At 71.7% G+C, this 20,531-nt stretch carries 17 protein-coding genes and 1 pseudogene; 8 read left to right on the top strand and 10 right to left on the bottom strand.

From position 1 onward, the window contains the following. Positions 1 to 245 precede the first annotated feature (245 nt). Positions 246 to 1,145, bottom strand: coding sequence for a bifunctional DNA-formamidopyrimidine glycosylase/DNA-(apurinic or apyrimidinic site) lyase (gene mutM, locus MZTS_RS23035; protein WP_192285564.1), 900 nt, complete (start codon positions 1,143 to 1,145; stop codon positions 246 to 248). 182 nt (positions 1,146 to 1,327) lie between these two features. Here mutM and MZTS_RS23040 point away from each other — a divergent pair, with 182 nt between their 5' ends. After that, positions 1,328 to 2,452, top strand: a complete 1,125-nt coding sequence (locus MZTS_RS23040) for a carboxylate-amine ligase (protein ID WP_192285565.1) — start codon at positions 1,328 to 1,330, stop codon at positions 2,450 to 2,452. Positions 2,453 to 2,489: 37 nt separating this feature from the next. Here MZTS_RS23040 and der read toward each other — a convergent pair whose 3' ends face one another. The 3 genes from der to MZTS_RS23055 all read right to left on the bottom strand — a co-directional run bounded on the left by der (position 2,490) and on the right by MZTS_RS23055 (position 5,339). Beyond that, positions 2,490 to 3,830, bottom strand: coding sequence for a ribosome biogenesis GTPase Der (gene der, locus MZTS_RS23045; protein WP_192285566.1), 1,341 nt, complete (start codon positions 3,828 to 3,830; stop codon positions 2,490 to 2,492). An 84-nt stretch (positions 3,831 to 3,914) separates the two neighbouring features. Continuing rightward, complete coding sequence (locus MZTS_RS23050; RefSeq protein WP_192285567.1) at positions 3,915 to 4,625, bottom strand: tetratricopeptide repeat protein; 711 nt, start codon at positions 4,623 to 4,625, stop codon at positions 3,915 to 3,917. Between the two features lie 108 nt (positions 4,626 to 4,733). Further along, a complete protein-coding gene (locus MZTS_RS23055) occupies positions 4,734 to 5,339 on the bottom strand; it encodes an NnrU family protein (RefSeq protein ID WP_192285568.1) in 606 nt (201 codons plus the stop codon). A gap of 79 nt (positions 5,340 to 5,418) precedes the next feature. Between MZTS_RS23055 and MZTS_RS23060 the strand changes: the two genes are divergently transcribed. Further along, complete coding sequence (locus MZTS_RS23060) at positions 5,419 to 6,618, top strand: hypothetical protein (RefSeq protein ID WP_192285569.1); 1,200 nt, start codon at positions 5,419 to 5,421, stop codon at positions 6,616 to 6,618. A 7-nt stretch (positions 6,619 to 6,625) separates the two neighbouring features. Here MZTS_RS23060 and MZTS_RS23065 read toward each other — a convergent pair whose 3' ends face one another. Together MZTS_RS23065 and MZTS_RS23070 are read right to left on the bottom strand one after the other, a co-directional pair. After that, the gene (locus MZTS_RS23065) at positions 6,626 to 7,555 is read right to left on the bottom strand and encodes an EcsC family protein (RefSeq protein ID WP_192285570.1); all 930 of its coding nucleotides are present in this window, start codon (positions 7,553 to 7,555) and stop codon (positions 6,626 to 6,628) included. Next, entirely contained in the window at positions 7,552 to 8,988 is a 1,437-nt protein-coding gene (locus MZTS_RS23070; RefSeq protein WP_192285571.1) for an AmpG family muropeptide MFS transporter, read from the bottom strand. Before MZTS_RS23070 ends, MZTS_RS23065 begins: the two co-directional genes overlap by 4 nt. 407 nt (positions 8,989 to 9,395) lie before the next feature. Between MZTS_RS23070 and MZTS_RS23075 the strand changes: the two genes are divergently transcribed. Both MZTS_RS23075 and MZTS_RS23080 read left to right on the top strand, forming a co-directional pair. Continuing rightward, positions 9,396 to 10,496 carry a PAS domain-containing protein gene (locus MZTS_RS23075; RefSeq protein ID WP_192285572.1) on the top strand — a complete coding sequence of 367 codons (1,101 nt, stop codon included), beginning with the start codon at positions 9,396 to 9,398 and terminating at the stop codon, positions 10,494 to 10,496. 130 nt (positions 10,497 to 10,626) lie between these two features. After that, positions 10,627 to 11,088 (top strand): response regulator, encoded by a 462-nt coding sequence (locus MZTS_RS23080; RefSeq protein ID WP_192285573.1) that lies wholly within the window; start codon positions 10,627 to 10,629, stop codon positions 11,086 to 11,088. 48 nt (positions 11,089 to 11,136) lie between these two features. Here the strand turns inward: MZTS_RS23080 and mutS are convergent, their stop codons facing one another. Further along, on the bottom strand, positions 11,137 to 13,890 hold the full coding sequence (gene mutS, locus MZTS_RS23085; protein WP_192285574.1) for a DNA mismatch repair protein MutS: 2,754 nt from the start codon (positions 13,888 to 13,890) through the stop codon (positions 11,137 to 11,139). Positions 13,891 to 14,058: 168 nt separating this feature from the next. Beyond that, a complete protein-coding gene (locus MZTS_RS23090) occupies positions 14,059 to 14,361 on the bottom strand; it encodes a hypothetical protein (protein ID WP_192285575.1) in 303 nt (100 codons plus the stop codon). A 168-nt stretch (positions 14,362 to 14,529) separates the two neighbouring features. On the opposite strand from MZTS_RS23090, the gene hrpB reads away from it, so the two are divergent. Continuing rightward, entirely contained in the window at positions 14,530 to 17,013 is a 2,484-nt protein-coding gene (gene hrpB, locus MZTS_RS23095) for an ATP-dependent helicase HrpB (RefSeq protein WP_192285576.1), read from the top strand. Here hrpB and MZTS_RS23100 read toward each other — a convergent pair. After that, positions 16,973 to 17,705, bottom strand: a pseudogene (locus MZTS_RS23100) (hypothetical protein); the annotation flags it as partial. The gene hrpB and the pseudogene MZTS_RS23100 sit on opposite strands and share 41 nt — an antisense overlap. A gap of 168 nt (positions 17,706 to 17,873) precedes the next feature. Between MZTS_RS23100 and MZTS_RS23105 the strand changes: the two are divergent. Further along, positions 17,874 to 18,242, top strand: coding sequence for a hypothetical protein (locus MZTS_RS23105; RefSeq protein WP_009866200.1), 369 nt, complete (start codon positions 17,874 to 17,876; stop codon positions 18,240 to 18,242). Between the two features lie 12 nt (positions 18,243 to 18,254). Here the strand turns inward: MZTS_RS23105 and MZTS_RS23110 are convergent, their stop codons facing one another. Next, positions 18,255 to 18,650, bottom strand: a complete 396-nt coding sequence (locus MZTS_RS23110; RefSeq protein ID WP_009866199.1) for a VOC family protein — start codon at positions 18,648 to 18,650, stop codon at positions 18,255 to 18,257. A gap of 125 nt (positions 18,651 to 18,775) precedes the next feature. Between MZTS_RS23110 and MZTS_RS23115 the strand changes: the two genes are divergently transcribed. Both MZTS_RS23115 and MZTS_RS25540 read left to right on the top strand, forming a co-directional pair. After that, the gene (locus tag MZTS_RS23115; protein ID WP_246482240.1) at positions 18,776 to 19,876 is read left to right on the top strand and encodes a tyrosine recombinase XerC; all 1,101 of its coding nucleotides are present in this window, start codon (positions 18,776 to 18,778) and stop codon (positions 19,874 to 19,876) included. 99 nt (positions 19,877 to 19,975) lie between these two features. After that, on the top strand, positions 19,976 to 20,110 hold the full coding sequence (locus MZTS_RS25540; protein WP_281397088.1) for a hypothetical protein: 135 nt from the start codon (positions 19,976 to 19,978) through the stop codon (positions 20,108 to 20,110). The last annotated feature ends 421 nt before the right edge of the window (positions 20,111 to 20,531 follow it).

Genomic DNA, 20,531 nt, shown 5'->3' on the forward strand with positions numbered 1-20,531 from the left:
GGCGGCGAGGCCGAGGGCGATCAGGCCGAGAATCGGGAGCAGCTTGGCGGCGCGCATGGGTTCCTCCGTGTCGTTGTGCCCCCGGCAGCGCGGCCGGGAGGCAAAAACGGGCTGTGCCGTCTGTGGCAAAGCTACAAACGTCCGACACGGCGAAGCCGTTCAACTTTTGATGATCGAGGGGCCCGAAGAAGCGGGGACAAGAGCCGAAATTAAGTCGGACATAAGCGGGATGAAAACGGCGCGGTCTACGTTCGCGGCAGGACCTGGCAGCTCTCGCAGAAGAAGGTCGAGCGCCCGCTCTGCACGATCCGGCCGATGCGGCCGCTGCAGCCCTTGGTCGGGCAGGCATGGCCGACCCGGTCGTAAACGCGGAATCCGTGCTGGAAGGCGCCCCGCTCCCCGTCCGGCCGGGCATAGTCGCGCAGGGTCGAGCCCCCGGCCGCCACCGCCTCGGTCAGCACCGCCTTGATCTCCTTGACCAGTGTCTTCGCCTTGGGCGTCGGGCTTCCATCGGTCTTGGCCAGCGCACCGGCCGGCAGGGCCGGATGCAGGCCGGAGCGGTGCAGCGCCTCGCAGACATAGATGTTGCCGAGGCCCGCGATCAGGCGCTGATCGAGCAGGGCGGCTTTCAGCGGCGTGATCTTTCTGGCGAACAGGCGGGCCAGCAGCGCCGCGTCGAGGGCGTCGGAGAGGGGCTCGACCCCCATGGCCGCGAAATGGCGGCAGGTGTCGAGTTCGCTCGTGGCCACGAGGTCCATGAAGCCGAAGCGGCGGGTGTCGTTGTAGGTGATCGTCGCGCCGTTGGCGAAGGCCATCACCACATGGTCGTGCTTGGGCACGCCCAGCGTCCCTTCGAGGTAGAAATCGCCGGGCGAGAGGTTGGCGCCGTCGGGCATCGTCACGTCGAAACGCCCGCTCATGCCGAGATGCAGGATCAGGCTCTCGCCGGAATCGAGACGGGCCGTGAGGTATTTGGCGCGGCGACCGAGGTCGAGCACGGTGGTGCCCTCCAGGCGCTCGGCGAAGCGCGGCGGGAACGGAAAGCGCAGGTTCGGCCGGCGCAGGGTCACGCGGGCGAAGCGGGCGCCGACCATGGCGGGGGCGAGCCCCCGGCGCACGGTCTCGACTTCGGGCAGTTCGGGCATGGTCGCGGTCGGGGGAGGCCGAGGAGGTCGGAAAGCTGTCACCGAAAGCTGTAGCCCCCTGCTCGGCCCGGATGCGAGCCCCGCCGTGCCATTCGGGCCCGCCACGGTGTCGCGGCGGCGAGGGCGGGGAACTCTGAGCCCGGCAAGCGGCTTGCTCACTGCCGAGTTTGGAGACACACGGGATGAGCGCCCACCCCTATCGGTTCGGGATCGAGGAGGAATACTTCCTGGCCGATGCCGAGACCCGCGGCACGCCCCGCCGCTCGGTCAAGCCGTTCCATACCGAGGCCGGGGAGAAGCTGCCGGAGATCGGGCGCGAGCTGCTCCAGTGCCAGGTCGAGGTCTGCACCCCGCCCTCGACGGAGTTCCCCGCCGCCCGCGACGCGCTCCTGCGGCAGCGGCAGGAACTGGCGGCGATCGGCCGTGAGCACGGGCTCCTCGTCTTCGCCGCCGGCACCCATCCCATCGCCGATTGGGCGCGGCAATTGCCGACCAAGGGCGACCGCTATCGCGGCATCCTGCGCGATGTCGGGCTGGCCGGGCGGCGCAGCCTGATCTGCGGCATGCATGTCCATGTCGAGGTGTCCGACCCCGAGGCCCGCGTGGCGCTGATGGACCGGCTGTTGCCGTTCCAGCCGCTGCTCTTCGCACTCTCGGCCTCCTCGCCGTTCTGGCAGGGCAAGCCGACCGGGCTCTCGGCCTATCGCCTCAGCGCCTTCGGCGAATTGCCCCGCACCGGCCTGCCGGACCTGATGGGCGATGCGGCGGCCTACGAGCGCTATGTCCGCATCATGACCAATGCCGGCTCGATCCAGGATGCGAGCTTCCTGTGGTGGTCCCTGCGCCCGTCGGCCAAGTTCCCGACCCTGGAATTGCGGATCGCCGATTCCTGCACCCGGCTCTCCGACGCCCTGGTGGTGGCCGCCCTGTTCCGCTGTCTCGTGCGGCTGGCCGAGCGCCGTCCCGACCTCAATGCCGGCCTCACCGGCGTCTCGCGGGCCATCGCGGCGGAGAACCTGTGGCGGGCCCAGCGCAGCGGTATCGAGGCGGAGCTGATCGACGAATCCGCCGAGCAGGCCTTCTGCTTCGAGGCCGCCCTCGACACCCTGCTCTCGCTGATCTCGGAGGATGCCGAGGCCCTGGGCTGCACCGCCGAGGTGGCCGATGCCCGCCGGATCCTGCGGGAGGGCACCAGCGCCGACCGCCAGATCGCCGCGTTCGAGGCGGCCCGCGGCGGCGACACCAGCAACCGCCAAGCCCTCGATGCCGTGGTGGATTGGCTGGCCGAGACGACGCGGGAGGGGTGAGCTTATCTCAGTCTCGCAACCGTTATGCGGAGGCCCCTCAGCCCTTGTCGAACGGGTTCTTGCTGGTGCGCAGCGAGAGCCGGATCGGGGTGCCGGGCAGCTCGAACGCCTCGCGCAGGCCGTTGACGAGGTAGCGGGTGTAGGATTTCGGCAGCGCGTCGAGCTGGTTGCCGAACAGGGCGAAGTGCGGCGGGCGGCTCTTCACCTGGGTGGCGTAGCGGATCTTGATGCGCCGGCCCGAGACTGCCGGCGGCGGATTGCGCTGGAGCGCGTCGGTGAGCCACGCATTGATCCGGGCGGTGGAGACGCGCCGGCTCCACACCTCGGAGGCGTCCACCACCGCCTGCATCAGCTTGTCGATGCCCTCGCCCGCGAGTCCCGAGAGCGGCACCACCGAGACGCCGCGCACCTGCGGCAGCAGGCGGGTGCAATCCTCCCGCAGGGCCTTGAGCAGGCCCGATTGGTCGGCGACGAGGTCCCACTTGTTGAGGCCGATCACCAGGGCCCGGCCCTCGCTCTCGACGAGGTCGACGATGGTGAGATCCTGCTTCTCGAAGGGAATGGTGGCGTCGAGGAGCACGACCACGACCTCGGCGAAGCGCACGGCGCGCAGGCCATCGGAGACCGCGAGCTTTTCCAGCTTGTCGTCGATGCGCGCCCGGCGGCGCATGCCGGCGGTGTCGTGCAGCTTGATCCGGCGTCCGCGCCACTCCCAGTCGAGGGAGATCGAATCGCGGGTGATGCCGGCCTCCGGCCCGACCAGCAGCCGGTCCTCGCCGATCATCCGGTTGATGAGGGTGGACTTGCCGGCATTCGGCCGCCCGACGATGGCGACGCGCAGGCCCTTGCCGCCGCCCTCCTCGTCCTCCTCCTCGTCCGGCTCGGGCAGAACCTCGCGCAGGGCGTCCTGCAGCGCGCCCAGGCCCTCGCCATGCTCGGCGGAGAAGGGGATCGGATCGCCGAGGCCGAGGGAGAACGCCTCGTAGGCGCCGGCCATGCCGGCGCCGCCCTCGGCCTTGTTGGCGATGAGGATGACCGGGCAGCCGGCGCGGCGCACCAGCTCGGCGAAGGGCCGGTCGGCGGGCAGCACTCCGGCGCGGGCATCGATCACGAACAGGACCGCGTCGGATTCGAGGATCGCGGCTTCGGTCTGCGCCCGCATCCGGCCGAGCAGCGAATCGGCATCCGCCTCCTCGAGGCCGGCGGTGTCGATGATGCGGAAGGTGACGTCGCCGATGGAGCCGTCGCCCTCGCGGCGGTCGCGGGTCACGCCGGGGCGGTCGTCCACCAGGGCGAGCTTGCGGCCGACCAGCCGGTTGAACAGGGTCGATTTGCCGACATTCGGGCGTCCGACGATCGCAACGGTCGGCAGGTCCATGGGAAAAACAGTCTCGTCAGGCGCCCGGGCGAAAGGCCCGCGGCGCGGCATTCGGTGTGAAGATAAGCGGTTCGGCCCGCCGCGTCAGCGGGTGATCGGCGGCGGGGCGGCGTTCTCGGGCTGGGCCTCCGTCACCGTGACGGGGCCGCCGGCCACCAGCGCCTCGTAGATCTCGACCCGCTGGCGCAGGCCCTGGGGTGTTTCGCTGTCGGCGCCGATCTGGTCGAACCAGCGGCCGGCACCCTCGTAATCGCCGCGCTTGAGCGCGGTCAGGCCCAGCATCTCGCGGGCGGTGTGGCGGAAGGCATTGGTCGGGGCGGCGAGACCCTGCAGGCTGGTCAGCGCGGCGGTGGGGTCGGCGCCGTCGAGGCGCAGCAGGGCGGCGCGCAGGCGGGCGAGATCGCGCAGGGAGTCGCCGATGCCCGAATCGGCCGCCAGCGTGTCGTAGGCCTCCGCGCCTTTGGCGGCGTCGCCCTTGGCCGTCTCGGCGGCGAGGCGGAAGCGGGCGAGCAGGGCATAGCCTGCCGGACCGTCCGCGCGGATCTCGGCGAAGTCGCGGTCCGCCTCCTCCACCTTGCCGTCCTTGGCGAGGCGGTTGGCCTTGTCGAAGCGCTCGGAGGCCGCCTCGGCGCGGGCCCGCTCGGCATGGCGCCAGTAATTGTAGCCGCCGACGCCGGCCACGAGGAGAATCGCCAGGGTGATGATGAGCGCGTTGTAGCGCTTCCAGATCTGGGCGATCTGGTCGCGGCGGTAATCCTCGTCGACCTCGCGGATGAACTCGTTGTTCTCGGCCATCTCAACAACCCGGGCGCCCCTCGCGGGGCGCGCTCGCCTCGTCTCTCGTCTTATCGAGGGCGCCTAGCACAGCGCCTCCGCTTTGGCGAATAGCGGTTGTCGTGAGGATCAGGCCTGTCCCGGCCAGGCGGCGACGCCGATGAGCAGCGGGTGCAGGTACTTGCCGAACATGAACCACGCGACGACCCCGATCACCACGGCGATGGCGTCGTTGCGCCAGCCGGCCGGGGCGGCCTGCCCGCCATGCTGCTGCGCCACCTGACCGGCGGTGAGCGTCCGCCGCTTGGCGCTGATGCGCGCGGCCACCGCCCAGGCGAGGAAGGAGCCGAACAGCAGAATCGAGCCGAGATCGCCGTTGGCCAGGAGATGGGCCGTGGCCCAGATCTTCACCGCGAGCAGCATCGGGTGCTTGAGCCGGGCGCGGAGATGGCCGGGCAGGTAGGTGGCGGCGAGGCTGATGAAGGCGAACAGCGTCAGCAGCACCGCGAGATGACGGGTCCAGAGCGGCGGCGACCAGACCGGGATCATGCCTCCCTGCCGGTACAGGCCGTAGCCGATGGCGATCAGGACGAGACCGAGGGCGGAGAGCAGCGTATAGCCGAGCTTGAACCGGTTCTCGCCGATCCGGCCGATGACCTCGGCGCGCCGGCTGCGGGCCATGGAGAAGGCGTGCGTGCCGAGGAACAGCACGAGGCCGAGGATCAGAACCAGCATGGGGCAGCCTGTGGACGGCGCTCGCTCCGGCGGATGCGGACAAGCTCCTTGTAACGGTTCAAAACGCAATCCTCGGGCGATGTCCAGACTGTCCCGCCTCCTCGCCGCCGGGCTCGCGGCCTCGTGCGGCCTCGTGCCACTGCCATCCCGCGCCGCCCAGGAGCCGCCGCTCTCGGCGCTGACCCTGACCGGGCCGGAGCGGACGCTGTTCTCCGCGACCCGCGACGCCTGCGACGGGGCCGACGTGCCCGATGCCCCCGCCCGCGCCTTCCGCGATGCCTCCGGCTGGATCGCCCTCTACGGCCTGCACTACCGCAACCGGGCCCTGCGCGGTCCCGACCTCGATCACCTGACGATCGATTGCCGCGTCGTGCTCGAGTCCGGCGAGAAGCCCGATCCGGCGCTCTACGATGATCGCTCCTGGATCGCCGCCACCTGGACCGAGGATGGCGAGCGCGTCGCCGCGCTGCTGCACCACGAATATCAGGCCAACGCGCATCCGGGGCGCTGCCGCTCCAAGGACTACATGGAGTGCTGGTACAACACGGTCACGGCGGCGTTCTCCCGCGACGGGGGCGTGAGCTTCACCCGCGCGACGCCGCCCGCGGTGGTGGCCGGGGCGCCGTTCCGCCAGGAGGAGGGCCAGGGCCGCCATCGCGGCTTCTTCAACCCGTCCAACATCGTCGGACAGGGGCACTTCCGCTACTTCTTCGCCTCGACCACGGGCTGGGACCGCCCGGGCAGCGATCAGGAGCCGGGCGTCTGCCTGTTCCGCAGCGAGCGGCCGGAGGATCCCGGAAGCTGGCGTGCCTGGACCGGCACCGGCTTCACCGCCGCCTTCCCCGATCCCTACCGCAAGGCGGCCCGGCCGGCCGAACCCTGCAAGCCGGTGGGGCCGTTCCCCGCCCCCGTCGGCGCGGTGGTCCGCCATCGCGGCACCGGCATCTGGATCGCGGTGTTCATGGCCGCCGCGGGCGGGCCGTTCCCCGAGTCGGGCTTCTACTGGAGCACATCCCGCGATCTGCTGACCTGGGATGTGCCCCGGCTGCTGCTGGCGGGCGCCACGCTCTACGACGATCCGTGCAAGGCCAAAGGTCCATCGACGGGGCGGCTGATCGCCTATCCGTCCCTGCTCGACGGACAGGCCGAGGGCCGCAACTTCGACGATGTCGGCGAGGCGGCGATTCTTACCTTCGCCACCCTGCGCCTGGAGGGCTGTACCATCACCTCCGACCGCGACCTCGTGCGCCGGCCGGTGGCGATCAAGGTCTGGCCGTGACCGGCTCTCAGCCCAAGCCGAGCGCCGCCTTCTCCTCGAGATAGGCCTGCCGCACCGTCTCCTGGCCGTAGGTCCGCTCCAGCCGCCGCACGGTGAAGTGTGCCCGCGCCATGGACTGGAAATGGTCCATGAAGGCGGTGTTGACCGCCGCCCCGCCGAGGGCGCCGATCACCGGCACCGCCTGGGCCGCGACCTTCTGCGAGACGACGAGGCCGAAGCGCGCGGCGATCTGCGCCGTCAGCCGCACCAGCGGCGGAGCGCCGGCGTCGAGCAGGGAGCGATGGGCGGCGTAGCGGGCGGCCTCGGACATGGTCTTGGCCAGCGCCGCGCGCACCGCGAAATAGCCGCTATCGGCCAAAGCCGTCTCGGTGCCGGCCCGGCCGCCGAGGGCGAAGACCTGCACGCAGGCCAGCGCCCCCTCCGGCCCGCTGAGATCCTCGCCCTCCTGGCGGGCGATCTCGGCGATGGAGCGCAGCATGATCGTGGTGGAGAGCGGCAGCTCGACCGCCAGGGTGGCGAGGCCGAACACCCCGCCCACCGCGCCGGTCACTGCGGCCAGGGCCTTGTGGCGGGTGTCGCTCGAACCGAGCAGCCGGCTCAGGCGTCCGCCCGCCTCCGCCGTCTCGGCCAGGTCCAGGGCGGTGCCGGCGGGCTTCACGTCCTTGTCCGGCAGGGTCGCCAGGGCGATCCGCAGGGCGGTGCGCATCGCCCCCTCGGTGGCGCTGGCCACGGTCTCGGTGACCGGGGCGGGCAGCGCCCGGCCGATCATGTCGAGGGGGGCGCCCGCCACCGCCGAGAGCCGCGCGGCGAGCCCGGGTTTCTCCAGGACGGACACCGCCCGGCTCAGGGCGGCACGGTCGGCCTCCGACATCGGCGTCGAGGCCGGGGCATCGATCAGGGCCGGCAGGGTTTCGCCGGCAACGGCAAGGTCGTTCACGTCTGCGCCCTCGCGGCTTTGGGCGGGAGCTGGGGCTCCGCTACGGCAGAGGCAAGATCCAGGGGCCGGGTTGGGTTCCCGGTCTCCGCCCCGGCTTCCTCTCCGGCCTCCGTCTCGGCGGCGGCTGCCGCGCGCTGCGGAAGGCGACCCACGGCGAAGCACAGGGCGACGACCGGAATGCCGACCGCGGCGGTCATCGCGAAGAAGACTGGGAAGCCGTAGGCCGCGACGACGAAGCCGGAGGTGCCGGCCACGAGCTTGCCCGGCAGGGCGTAGAGCGAGGAGAACAGGGCGTATTGCGTGGCGGCGTAGCCCGGCGTGGTCAGGCTCGACATGTAGGCGATGAGGGCGATGCCGGCGAAGGAGCCGCACAGGCTCTCGATCGAGACCGCGATGGCGAGCCGCCAGGGCTCCGGTCCGCCCATCGCGAGCCAGGCGAGGGAGAGATGCGAGGCCGCGGCGATGAAGGCGCCGATGACGAGCGTGGTGAACAGGCCGAGCCGGGCGATCGACCAGCCGCCGAGGAAGCCGCCCGCGATCCCGACCCAGATGCCGAACAGCTTGACGATGGTGGCGATTTCCGCCTTGCCGTAGCCGAGGGTGATGTAGAGCGGGTTCGCCATCACGCCGGAGACGAAATCCGGCATCCGGTAGAGGGCGACGAGGGCGAGCACCGCGAACAGGGCCTTGCCCATCCGGGCATGGAGTTCGGTCAGGGGCTCCAGCACCGCCTGCCGCACGGCGGTGGGCAGGTCCCGCTTCGGTGCGTCCGCCGAGGCCGCGACCCGCGCCCGGTCGTAGGGCGTGGCGAGCAGCGCCGCGACGAAGCCGATGCTCATCAGTGCGGCCATCGACAGATAGGCCAGGGTCCAGCCGCCATAGGCCGCGACGTAGAGCGCGCCGGCGCCCGCGAGGATCAGGCCGAAGCGGTAGCCGAGATTCGAGGTGGCGGCCATGATCCCCTGCATGTCCGTGCCGGCCGCCTCGATGCGCCAGCCGTCGATCACCACGTCCTGGGTCGCGGCGCAGAAGGCGACGAGGAAGGCGCCGAGACCGAGCAGGGCGAGCTGCTCCTTCGGGTCGGCGAAGGCCATCAGCACCAGGGCGAGGGCGGTGGCGATCTGCGTCGTCACCATCCAGGCGCGCTTGCGGCCGAGGCGCGCGGCCAGGAAGGGCACGTCGAGCCGGTCGATCGAGGGCGCCCAGAGGAACTTGAGCGAGTAGGGCAGCGCGACGTAGCTGAACAGCCCGATCGTCTTGATGTCGATGCCGGAATCGGCGAGCCGCAGGGTGAAGGTGCCGAGCACGAGGAGCAGCGGCAGCCCGGACGAGAAGCCGAGCGCCAGCATCTGGGCGACGCGCCGGTCCTCGGTGATGTCCCGCAGGCGCAGCTTGCGCGGTTGCGTCTTCGGGGTCGCTGCATCCGCCGCCATCGCGTGGAACTCCCTCTTCCCCGGACCCGGATGGGGTCACCGGGTTGCATGGACCTCGAGACGCCGAGTGGCTTCGGCGCTCACGCAGTGTTGACGCCGACTCGGCAAAACCATGACGGGCGCGCCCGCCACCCCCCGCCAGCCTTGGCCGGCCCTTGCCAGATCCCCGCCCCCCGGCCACGCCTTCGAGAATCCTGCATTCCGTATGGGGGGCATATGGTTGACGGAAACGTAACGGTCTTGCTGTACGCCGTTGTCCGCAGGCGCGACAGCCCGTGCCGTGCCGCACGGAACGGGGACAGGACGCGGCCGTTGGAGTCGCGGAGCCTGGCGCCACGGATGGCGGCGGGCGGCTTTGTTGGTTCGCGCGCCGCGGCTCTCCGCGCCGCGCCTATGTCGGCGTAGCGATGACGGGTTTTCCCAGCGAAGCGAGCCTGCCCCCGGGCATCACGGTGGAGGTGTTCGTCGCGGCCTTCGAGGCGAGTCCGACGCCCATGGTCGTCACCGATCCGCGCCGGGGCGACAACCCGATCGTCTGGGTCAACGGCGCCTTCCTCGCCCTGACCGGCTACAGCCGCGACGAGCTTTACGGCCGCAACTGCCGCCTGCTGCAGGGCGCCCTCACCGACGCTTCCGTGCTCCAGGCGATGCGGGAGGCCCTTGCCGCCGGTCGGTCGTTCGAGGGCGAGGTGTTCAACTACCGCAAGGACGGAACCCCGTTCCTGAACGGCATGACGATCAATCCGGTGCGGGATGCGTCGGGCAAGGTGCTGTTCTTCTTCTCGGCCCAGGCCGACATGACCGACAAATACCGCCTCGAAACGGCGATGCGCCACGCCAACGACGCGCTGGAGCGGCAGGTCGGCCAGCGCACCGCCGACCTCCAATCCGCCCTGGAGCAGAAGACGGCGCTGCTCCACGAGGTCGATCACCGGGTCAAGAACAACCTCCAGGTCATCTCCTCGCTGATGCTGCTGAAGGCCCGCCGTACCCCTGCGGGCGAGGCGCGCGAGGCGCTCCAGAGCATGGCCGACCGCATCGGTGCACTCTCGACCGCACACCGGATGCTCTATCCCGAGGGCGACGTCACCTGCTTCGACTTCAAGGAATTCACCGCCGATCTGATCGCCGACCTCGCCGCCGGCCTTGACGGCGACCGCACCCGGATCGAGACCGAGATCGAGTCGTTGGCGCTTTCCGCCGCCATGGCTGCGCCGCTGGCCCTGCTGATCCACGAACTCGCCACCAACGCCCTGCGCCACGCCTTCCCCAAGGCGCGCAGCGGCCGGATCGTGGTCGAGGCCAAGCGGTGCGAGGCCGGAATGCGCCTCGTGATCGAGGATGACGGCGTCGGGCTGAAGGCGGCGGCGCCGAACCCCGCCGGTTTCGGCCATACCCTGGTCGAGATGGTGGTGCGGCAGCTGCGCGGAACGCTCGATTGGTCGGATGCCGGGCCCGGCACCCGGATCGCGATCACGATCCCGCTCACCACGGCCGCCGTGTCGTGAGCACCGCCGCTCTGCACCCCCGTCATGTCCACCGGAAAAGCGCCGGGGCCGCGCTGCCACGCTTTCTCTCCGTCGCCGCCTCCGCGAGGATCGCCCTCACGGGGCGCAACGTGCCGGCGGGAGGGCCGCGATGTCCGATTTGAGGGAGGCTCCCTTGCGCATCCTCGTCGTCGAGGACGAGGTGCTGATCGCCCTCGAACTCGAATGCCTCCTCGAAGATCTCGGTCATGTCAGCGTCGGCGTGGCGGGAAGTTCGACGGAAGCCATCGCGCTGGGCCACCGCACCGCGCCGGACGTGGCCTTGGTCGACATCCACCTGATCGACGGACCCACGGGGGTAGAGGTGGCGCGTCAGCTCAGCCAAGACCCGCGCACCACGGTGGTGTTCATGACCGCCAACGCCAAGCGCATCCCGCCGGATTTCGCCGGCGCGCTCGGGGTGATCGCCAAGCCCTATTCGGAGCGGGTCGTCGCGAGCGCCCTCGATTACGTCGCCCAATGCCGGGCCGGGCGCATACCCTCGACGGAGGGACTCGACGGTTTCTCCCTCGCGCCGGCGGCGCAGGCAGCCCTGGCCGACCGGGTGCAGTGAGCGGCGGCGGGGCCGGCTTGCCGCGCCGGATTTGGCGACCGCCGCGCTTCAGCCCCCCGCCCGCTCCGTCTTCAGCCGGTAGAGCGCGTCGAGCGCTTCGCGCGGGGTCAACGCGTCGGGATCGATGGCATCGATCAGGCGGCCGAGCCGGTCGTCGGGCTCGGGCTTCGCCGGTTCCGGCGGCGGAGGGGGCGGCGCAGCGGCGAGGCTGGCGAACAGCGGCAGATCCTCGATCCGGCGGCGGGTGGGACGCTCCCGTTCGGAGCTTTCGAGACCCTTCAGGATCGCCCCGGCCCGCGCCACCACGCTCGGCGGCAAGCCCGCCAGCCGGGCGACCTGGAGGCCGTAGGAGCGCTCGGCGATCCCCGGCACGACCTCGTGCAGGAACACCACCTCGCCCCGGTCCTCGGCCACCTTCAAGGTCGCGTTGTCGAGGCGCGGCAGCCGCTGGCTCAGCGCCGTCAATTCGTGGAAATGGGTCGCGAACAGGGCCCGGCAGCCGTTCTTGTCGTGCAGGTGCTCCAGGCAGGCCCAGGCGATGGAGAGCCCGTCGAAGGTCGCGGTGCCGCGGCCGATCTCGTCGAGCACCACCAGCGAGCGGCGGGTCGCCTGGTTCAGGATCGCGGCGGTCTCGACCATCTCGACCATGAAGGTCGAATGGCCTCGCGCCAGATCGTCGGCCGCGCCGACGCGGGAGAACAGGCGGTCGACCACGCCGAGCCGGGCGGAGGAAGCCGGCACGAAGGCGCCCATCTGGGCCAGCACGGCGATCAGGGCGTTCTGGCGCAGGAAGGTCGATTTGCCGCCCATGTTCGGGCCGGTGATCAGGCGGATGCGGCCGGCCTCGTCGCCGGATAGGTCGCAGGCATTGGCGATGAAGGGCTCTCCGGCCCGGATCAGCGCCGCCTCGACCACCGGATGGCGCCCGCCTTCGATGGCGAAGGCGAGGCTTTCGTCGATCTGTGGCCGGGTCCAGGCGAGTTCGACCGCGAGTTCGGCGTGGCTGGCCGCCACGTCGAGGCCGGACAGAGCCTCGGCGATGTCGGCGATCGCATCGGCCTGCGCGCTCACCCGCGCGCTGAGCGCGTCGAACACCTCGGATTCGAGGGCGAGCACCCGGTCCGAGGCTCCGGCGATCTTCGATTCGAGTTCGCCCAGCTCGACGCTGGTGAAGCGCATCGCATCGACCATGGTCTGGCGATGCACGAAGTCCTGCATCAGGCCCTTGAGGCAGGCCTCGCCCACCGCCTGCGGCACCTCGATGTAGTAGCCGAGCACGTTGTTGTGCTTGATCCGCAGGGTGCGGCAGCCGGTGGCCTCGGCGTAGCGGGCCTGGAGCGCCGCGATGACTTTGCGCGAGTCCTGGCCGAGCAGGCGCGCCTCGTCGATCTCGGCATGGTAGCCCTCCCGCACGAACTTGCCGTCGCGCCGGTTGAGCGGCAGGTCGTCGGCGAGCGCCCGGGCGAGTTCGTCGGCGAGGGCGCGGTCGGCCTTGGCGAGGCGGCGGGAGAGGCGGGCGAGCCCGTCCGGCAGATCCTCGGCCGAGAGCCGCTCGCCGATGGTGGCGGCGGCCGCGAGCCCGTCGCGCAGGGCGGCGAGATCCCGCGGGCCCGCCCGGCCGAGGCCGACCCGGGACAGGGCGCGGGCGATGTCGGGCGCGGCGTAGAGAGCGTCGCGCAGCTGGGCGCGCAGGCTTCCCTCCCGCACCAGGAAGGCGACGGCGTCGTGACGGCGGCCGATCTTGGTCAGGTCGGTCAGCGGACCGGCGAGATGCTCGGCCAGCAGCCGCGCCCCGCCCGCCGAGACCGTGCGGTCGATGGCATCGAGCAGGCTGCCCTTGCGCTCGCCGGAGAGGGTGCGGGTGAGTTCGAGATTGGCGCGGGTGGCGGCATCGATGGCGAGCGTGGCGCCCGTCGCCTCGCGGCTCGGCGCCGAGAGCGGCACCCGCGTGCCGAGCTGCGTGCGTTCGAGATAGAGCAGCACCGCTCCGGCGGCGGCGATCTCCGCCCGGCTGAAAGCCCCGAAGCCGTCGAGGGTCTTCACCCCGAACTGCTCGCGGATGCGCCGCTCGGCGGAGGCCGGTTCCAGCTCGCCCTGGGCGAGCGGCACCACCGCCGCGCTGGTCTCGCGCCACAGCTTGGCCAGCGCCGGGTCGGCGTGGATCGCCTCCGAAAGCACGATCTCCCGCGGCTCGTGCCGGGCGATGGCGGCGGCGAGTTCGGAGCCGTCCACCTCGCTCAAGGAGAAGCGCCCGGTCGAGATGTCGACGGCGGCCAGCCCGTAGGCGTCGCGGCTGTCGGAGACCTTTCGCCGCCCGATCGCCAGGAGCAGGTTGGCGCGGGTCGGGTCGAGCAGGCGGTCCTCGGTCAGGGTGCCCGGCGTGACGAGGCGCACCACCTCCCGGCGCACCACCGATTTGGGCCCGCGCTTCTTGGCCTCGCTGGCGTCCTCGGTCTGCTGGCAGACCGCGACTCGGTGGCCGAGGGCGATCAGGCGGTGCAGGTAATCGTCGGCCCGCTCCAGCGGCACGCCGCACATCGGGATGTCGGCGCCGCCATGTTTGCCGCGCTTGGTCAGAACGATGCCGAGCGCGCGAGAGGCGATCTCCGCATCCTCGAAGAACAGCTCGTAGAAGTCGCCCATCCGGTAGAACAGCAGGCAATCCGGATTGGCGGCCTTGATCTCGATGTACTGCGCCATCATCGGCGTGGCGCCGGGGATGTCGAGGGGCGAGGAGGTCACGGAATCCGCCGCCTTGGCGCGCCGTTCGAGGGGTTGGGGTCGCGGGGCACTGGAACGCATGGAGGGGAGGCTATCAGCCTCGCCTCGCGTCGGCACCGGCCGCTGAGGCTGAAGTCCGTGGACAAGTGTGCGCTCTCCCCAGCCTGCAGAAGCTTTGGCCGAACGTGCGAAGGCCCGCCCGGCATCGCGCCGGACGGGCCTTCACGATCACACGGTCGCGCCGAGCGTTCAGTAGCGCGGGCCGCCGGTGGTGTTGCCGAGCTGCTGCTGGTAGCCGGGCCGCTCAGGGTTGCGGGCGTTCGGGTTGCCGTGGCGATGGGTGTTGAGCCGCCGCGCCCGGCGCTCGGCGCGGGTGGAATGGTGATGGCGGTAGCCGTGGTGATGGTGCCAGGAACGGTGCCGCACCACCTCGACCGTGTCGCCGGCGACGAGGCCGGGTGCGGGCATGGCTGGGGCGGCCGAGGCCGACACCGTTCCAAGGCCGAAGCTGCCGAGCAGCACGCCGGCTGCGAGTGTCAGGGCCATGCGCATCGTCGTAGTCTCTCCGTCTCGTACGAGCACCGCTCGTCGAGCCCTCAAGTCGCAACCTGTTCGGGCGTTCCCGCGAGAGCTACGGATGCGTTAATAATTTTAGCGCCGCCCATCGGAGCCGCCGGAGGCGCAGTTGCGCCGGGAACCGATTCGCGGCACCTGCGGGCCATGTCGCCCCCCGCCGCGCCGCTCCCGATCGAGGCCGCCCTCCCCGGCCTGCGCAAGGCCCTGTCCGCCGGCTCTTCGGCGGTGCTCGTCGCGCCGCCCGGCGCGGGCAAGACCACACGGGTTCCCCTCGCCCTCCTCGACGAGCCGTGGATGGACGGCCGGAAGATCGTCCTGCTGGAGCCCCGGCGACTGGCGGCGCGGGGGGCGGCCGAGCGCATGGCCGCCACCCTCGGCGAGCGGGTCGGCGAGACCGTGGGCCTGCGGGTGCGGCTCGGCTCCAAGGTCTCGGCCCGCACCCGGATCGAGGTGGTCACCGAGGGTGTCTTCACCCGCATGATCCTCGACGATCCCGAACTGACGGGCACCGGCGCGGTGCTGTTCGACGAGTTCCACGAGCGCTCGATGGACGCCGATCTCGGCCTCGCCTTCGCCCTCGACGCCCAGGGCGCGCTGCGGGAGGATCTTCGCATTCTGGTGATGTCGGCGACCCTGGACGGCGCCCGGGTGGCGGGGCTGCTCGGAAGCGCGCCGGTGGTGGAATCGGAAGGGCGCGCCTACCCCGTCGAGACCCGCCATCTCGACCGCGACCCGAACGAGCGGATCGAGGACGCCATGGCCGCCGCGATCCTGCGCGCCCTGCGGGCCGATCCCGGCTCGGTGCTGGCCTTCCTGCCGGGGCAGGCGGAGATCCGCCGCACCGCCGAGCGGCTGGAGGGGCGCCTGCCCGCAGAGACCGACCTTGCCCCGCTCTACGGCGCCCTCACCCAGGGTGAGCAGGACCGGGCGGTCGCTCCCGCACCGGCCGGACGGCGCAAGGTGGTGCTGGCGACCGCCATCGCCGAGACCTCGCTGACGATCCAGGGCGTGCGCATCGTGGTCGATTCGGGCCTTGCCCGCGTGCCCCTCTACGAGCCCGGCAACGGCATGACCCGGCTGGTGACGGCGCGGGCCTCCCGCGCCTCGGTCGATCAGCGCCGGGGCCGCGCTGGCCGCACCGAGCCGGGCGTCTGCTGGCGGCTCTGGCCGGAAGCGGCGACCGCCGCGCTCGAACCCTTCGCGCGGCCGGAGATCCTGTCCGCCGACCTCGCCGGGCTCACCCTCGATTGCGCCGCCTGGGGCGTCACCGACCCGACCGCCCTGCCCTTCCTCGACCCTCCCCCCGCGTCGGCCCTGGCCGAGGCGCGGGCGATGCTCGCCGACCTCGGCGCCCTCGACGGTGACGGACGGCTGACCGCGACGGGCAGAACCCTGCGCAGCCTGCCGCTGCCGCCCCGGCTCGCCAGGATGGTGGCCCGCGCGGCCGAGCGGGGACAGGCCCGCATCGCGGCCGACCTCGCTGCCCTGCTGGTGGAGCGTGGCCTCGGCGGCGAGGCGGTGGATCTGGCCGAGCGCCTCGACCGCTTCGCCCGCGACCGGGGCGGCCGCGCCGCCGACATGCGCCGCCTCGCCGAGGGCTGGGCGCGGCAGGCGACGAAGGCGGCCGGCGGGACGGCGGAGCCGGATCCCGTGCTGGCGGCGCCCGGCCCGTTGCTGGCCCTGGCCTATCCCGACCGGGTGGCGCGGGCACGGGGCCGGGAGGGAGCCTTCCTGATGGCCAATGGCCGGGCCGGGCTGCTCGATCCGGCGAGCCCGCTCGCCCGCGAGCCCTTCATCGTCGTCGCCGACCTGACCGGAGCCGCCGCCTCGGCCCGGATCCTGTCGGCGGCGGCGATTGCCCCTGAGGCCGTCGATGCGCTGTTCGCCGGGCGGATCGCGACGGTCCGCAGCGTCACCTTCGACAAGGAGGCGCGGGCCCTGCGCGCCAGGGAGGGCCGCAAGCTCGGTGCCCTGACCCTGGACGAGCGTACCCTGCCCGTCCCGGCCGACGAGGAGGCCGCGCGGGTGCTGGCCCGGGGCATCGCCGGGCTCGGTCTCGACCGGCTGCCCTGGACCCCGGCCCTGGCGCAATGGCGGGCTCGGATCCGTTTCCTGCACGGGGCCGCGCCGGAGGGGGAGTGGCCGGATCTGTCCGATGCGGCCCTGGCGGAGAGCGTGGAGGAGTGGCTCGCCCCGGCGATCGTCGGGCGGGCCTCGCTCGCGGCGGTGACCGCCGACGACCTCGCCCAGGCCCTTCAGAGCCTGCTGCCCTGGACCCTGCGGAGCCGGCTGGAGGCGGAGGCGCCGAGCCATGTCGAGGTGCCGACCGGCTCGCGCATCCCGGTCGATTACGAATCCGGCCCTGAGCCGGTTCTGGCGGTGCGGGTGCAGGAGCTGTTCGGCCTCGACCGCCACCCTGCCCTCGGCGGCGGCCGGGTGCCGCTGGTGCTCCACCTGCTCTCGCCGGCCCATCGTCCGATCCAGATCACCCGCGACCTGCCGGGCTTCTGGCGCGGCTCCTGGGCGGCGGTGCGCTCCGAGATGCGCGGCCGTTACCCCCGCCATCCCTGGCCGGAGGATCCCCTGGCCGAGGCGCCGACCCGGCGGGCCAAGCCGAGGGGGACCTAATTCGCGCGGGTGCTGTTCCGGGCCGGCGGCATCACTCGGATCAGCAGCCGGTGGGTCGGCCACCAGACCAGCAGCGGCAGCCCGATCACCAGCGTGGTGAACCAGGCCCAGGCCGGCATCCAGGTCTGGGCGGCATGGTCGCTCATGCCCCAGACATAGTTGATGTTGACCGGGGTCAGGCCCGGATCCGGGCGCGGCGGCGGCATCAGGAAGAAGCAGACGAGCAAGGCCGCCACCGCCAGACCCGACCAGACGGCCCAGGCGCGGCGGTCGTAGCCGAGCCGCCGGACCAGGAACACCAGCAGGAACGGCAGCCAGCCGTGGAACAGCGACAGGCCGCGCAGGAACGGTGAGGTCTGCGCGTTGAACATGTAGGCGGTCATGCCGGTCAGCGGATGGCCGGTGGCGGTGACCGCGAAATCGATGACCCAGAAGAACTGGGGCGCCAGCAGGCCCGCCGCGCAGACCGAGACCAGAAGCGCGCTTTCCGCCCAGATGCCGATCAGCGTCAGCACCAGGGCGATGTCGCAGAAATACAGGAAGTTCGTCGGCCCGTAATGGTGCAGGTAAACCGGGACGAGCACCAGCATGAACGCCGAATAGGCGATCTTGAGGCTCAACGGGATGCGCGTCCCGCTTTCCTTCCCGGTCAGACCGATCGCCGCCGCCGTCTCACCGCCCGCTGGACCCATTGCCGCCCCCGTCGTTCCGGCTTGACACTGGCCGAGTTCGGGTTCGGCGGGCGTGAGGGAGCGCACGCCTCCTGTCAAGCTTGAAGCCTGCCGTCTGAAAGGCCGTGGTGGTCAGGAAGGGACCGGCGGGATAGGACGAGGCCTTCACGCGAGAGGGAAACGGGTGCGATGCGGTCAGCGGCCTCCTGCGGTGCGGGCCTCGTCCTCGCCGTCCTCGCGGCCGGTGCCGCCCGCGGGCAGACGCCCTCGGAAGCGCCCGGCGCCCGGCCCCTCGTCATCCCGCAGACCGAGGGCGAGCGGCAGGGCAGGATCCTCGGCCGGGCGCTGGCCTGCGGCGTGCCGCGCGAGCGGGTCGAAGCCGTGCTGAAGGCTGGCCGCGCGCGCATGCTGGCGGCGCTCGGCCGGGCGCTCACCGAGGAGCGCTACATGCTGGCCCTGGACGATGCCCTGCGCCTGGAGACCAGCCTGCCGGCGCCCTCTCCGCAAGCCTGCGAGAAGGCCCGCACCGCCCTGGAGCGGCTGGAGACGGCGCCGTAAGGGGCAGACGCCTCAGGCGAAGCGCCCGCCCTTCTGGATCACCTCGATCTTGTAGCCGTCCGGGTCGGTGGCGAAGAAGAAGCGCGCCAGCGGCGTGTCCCCGTGCTTGAGCGTCTTGACCGGGGTGACCGGAAAACCCTCCCGCTCGAACCGGGCATGTTCCGCCTCGGCATCCTCCACCACGAAGGCGAGGTGGCCGTAGCCGTCGCCGAGATTGTAGGGCTCGGAGCGGTCCTTGTTGACCGTCAGCTCCAGCTCGAACGGCGAGGCCGGATCGCGCAGGTAGAGCAGCGTGAAATCCGGGAAGTCGAAGCGGTCGGCCGGCTCAAGGCCGAAGGCGCGGGCGTAGTAGTCGCGCGAGCGCGCCTCGTCGCGGACGCGGATCATGGTGTGGACGGGCTTAGCCATCGTTCCTCTCTCCCCCTGATGCGGATGGCCGTTCATCTGGCGCAGCTTTCGGCTGACGGGAAGGGCGGCAGAGGGGCGGCATGTGTTAACCTTTCGTCAACGTTACCGGGCGCTTGCTGCCGCCGATGATGCGAGCCCCGCCGCACGATGCCGCCGATGCCCTGCTGCCGCCGGGGGATGCCGCCCTGCGCGCGGCGCTGCTGGGCTGGCGCGAGGCCCTGGCCCGGGAGCGGCGCATGGCCGCCAACACCGTCGAGGCCTATGAGCGCGACCTGCGCCAGTTCCTGACCCATCTCGACGCCCGTTCCGGCACGCCGACGATTCCGGGCTTGATCGCCCTGAAGCCCCGGGATCTGCGCGGCTTCATGGCCGCGCGCCGGGCGGAGGGCGTCGGGGGCCGTACCCTGATGCGGATGCTGGCGGGCCTGCGCTCCTTCGCCCGCTTCCTCGAACGGGAGGGGCATGGCAGCGTGGCGGCGCTGGGCGCGGTGCGCTCTCCCAAGGTCGAGCGGCGCCTGCCGCGCCCCCTGCCGGTGCCGGCGGCCGTCGCGATGACGGCGCCGGAGAGCCGGCCCGACGAGACCCGCGCGCCCTGGGTGCTCGCCCGCGATGCGGCGGTGATCGCCCTGCTCTACGGCTCCGGGCTCCGCATCTCCGAGGCTTTGGGGCTGACCGCCCGCGACGCGCCGGTGCCGGGGATCGACGAGGTGCGGGTGACGGGCAAGGGCGGCAAGGTCCGCGCGGTGCCGGTGCTGCCGGCGGTGGCCGAGGCGGTGGCCGCCTATCTCGCCCTGTGCCCGCATGCCCTCGATCCGGAGGGGCCGCTCTTCGTCGGCGTGAAGGGCGGGCCGCTCTCGCCGCGGGTCGTGCAATACGCGGTCGCCGCTCTGCGGGGCGCGCTCGGCCTGCCGGAAAGCGCGACGCCGCACGCCCTGCGCCATTCCTTCGCGACTCATCTCCTGGCCCGGCAGGGCGAGCTGCGGGCGATCCAGGAACTCCTGGGCCATGCCTCGCTCTCGACCACCCAGATCTACACCAAGGTCGATGCCGCCCGGCTGATGAGCGCCTTCGAGGACGCCCATCCCCGTGCCGGCCGGGTGCGGCCGCTCGGGGCGCCCCTTCGGGCAGCGGCGATCGGCGAGAGGGCCGATGCGGAACAGATCCCGGAGCGGAAGACCCTCTCCGCTGCCGGGCGCGACGGTGGGGCGGAGCGCAGAAATGCGTGAGCGCTTCCCCTTCACCTTGGTCTTGCCGCTATTGGGTGGCGAACTGTCCTCAACACGGCGGCAGACAATCGCCGCCTCAGCCGCTTCAGGGAGTGTCCGATGCGCGTGAGCGGAATCTGCCTTGCGATCCTGCCCGTCCTCGCGGTTCTCGCCTTCACCGCGACGGTGAAGACGCTGCTTCTGCCCGTGACCGCCGTCCGTCTTCTGGCCCGCGGGCGCGCGGTCCGGGCCTGACGGCCCACATCTGTCCCAGTCGCGGCGGTCACCCGCCCGGGACGGTTCAGCTTCGCAGGCGGCGGCCGATACGGTTTCCGCCTGATCCAAGCGGGAACCGTATCGGCAAGTTCGCGCGGCGTCTGAGGGGAGCCCAAATCTGCCATCCCGAAGGGATCAAGCGGATTTGGTATGAGATCCTCGCCGGCCGTCATCGCGAGCGCGTGCGGGGCGATCTGAGGCCGCGACATCCGCGAATTAGGCGGTGCCGTCTGAACGGCTGTGCTGAGGCATGCGCCGTGAGTCGGCCGACCTCGATCTGACAGACAAAAGAAAAGGGCCGGCATCGCGCCGGCCCTTTTCTTGTCGTGCTCGTCACGGGAAGGCGCACGAGCGAGGCCCGTGCGCCCAACCCTGAGATCAGTCGTTGATGGCGGCGACG

The organism is Methylorubrum zatmanii, from assembly GCF_014845115.1.
Lineage (GTDB): Bacteria > Pseudomonadota > Alphaproteobacteria > Rhizobiales > Beijerinckiaceae > Methylobacterium > Methylobacterium zatmanii.

What these genes read in the sequence shown, in the direction of transcription:
- mutM (WP_192285564.1), bottom strand. Translation starts at nt 1,145, where the DNA reads ATGCCCGAACTGCCCGAAGTCGAGACCGTGCGCCGGGGGCTCGCCCCC.
- MZTS_RS23040 (WP_192285565.1), top strand. Translation starts at nt 1,328, where the DNA reads ATGAGCGCCCACCCCTATCGGTTCGGGATCGAGGAGGAATACTTCCTG.
- der (WP_192285566.1), bottom strand. Translation starts at nt 3,830, where the DNA reads ATGGACCTGCCGACCGTTGCGATCGTCGGACGCCCGAATGTCGGCAAA.
- MZTS_RS23050 (WP_192285567.1), bottom strand. Translation starts at nt 4,625, where the DNA reads ATGGCCGAGAACAACGAGTTCATCCGCGAGGTCGACGAGGATTACCGC.
- MZTS_RS23055 (WP_192285568.1), bottom strand. Translation starts at nt 5,339, where the DNA reads ATGCTGGTTCTGATCCTCGGCCTCGTGCTGTTCCTCGGCACGCACGCC.
- MZTS_RS23060 (WP_192285569.1), top strand. Translation starts at nt 5,419, where the DNA reads ATGTCCAGACTGTCCCGCCTCCTCGCCGCCGGGCTCGCGGCCTCGTGC.
- MZTS_RS23070 (WP_192285571.1), bottom strand. Translation starts at nt 8,988, where the DNA reads ATGGCGGCGGATGCAGCGACCCCGAAGACGCAACCGCGCAAGCTGCGC.
- MZTS_RS23075 (WP_192285572.1), top strand. Translation starts at nt 9,396, where the DNA reads ATGACGGGTTTTCCCAGCGAAGCGAGCCTGCCCCCGGGCATCACGGTG.
- MZTS_RS23080 (WP_192285573.1), top strand. Translation starts at nt 10,627, where the DNA reads ATGTCCGATTTGAGGGAGGCTCCCTTGCGCATCCTCGTCGTCGAGGAC.
- mutS (WP_192285574.1), bottom strand. Translation starts at nt 13,890, where the DNA reads ATGCGTTCCAGTGCCCCGCGACCCCAACCCCTCGAACGGCGCGCCAAG.
- MZTS_RS23090 (WP_192285575.1), bottom strand. Translation starts at nt 14,361, where the DNA reads ATGCGCATGGCCCTGACACTCGCAGCCGGCGTGCTGCTCGGCAGCTTC.
- hrpB (WP_192285576.1), top strand. Translation starts at nt 14,530, where the DNA reads ATGTCGCCCCCCGCCGCGCCGCTCCCGATCGAGGCCGCCCTCCCCGGC.
- MZTS_RS23105 (WP_009866200.1), top strand. Translation starts at nt 17,874, where the DNA reads ATGCGGTCAGCGGCCTCCTGCGGTGCGGGCCTCGTCCTCGCCGTCCTC.
- MZTS_RS23110 (WP_009866199.1), bottom strand. Translation starts at nt 18,650, where the DNA reads ATGGCTAAGCCCGTCCACACCATGATCCGCGTCCGCGACGAGGCGCGC.
- MZTS_RS23115 (WP_246482240.1), top strand. Translation starts at nt 18,776, where the DNA reads ATGATGCGAGCCCCGCCGCACGATGCCGCCGATGCCCTGCTGCCGCCG.
- MZTS_RS25540 (WP_281397088.1), top strand. Translation starts at nt 19,976, where the DNA reads ATGCGCGTGAGCGGAATCTGCCTTGCGATCCTGCCCGTCCTCGCGGTT.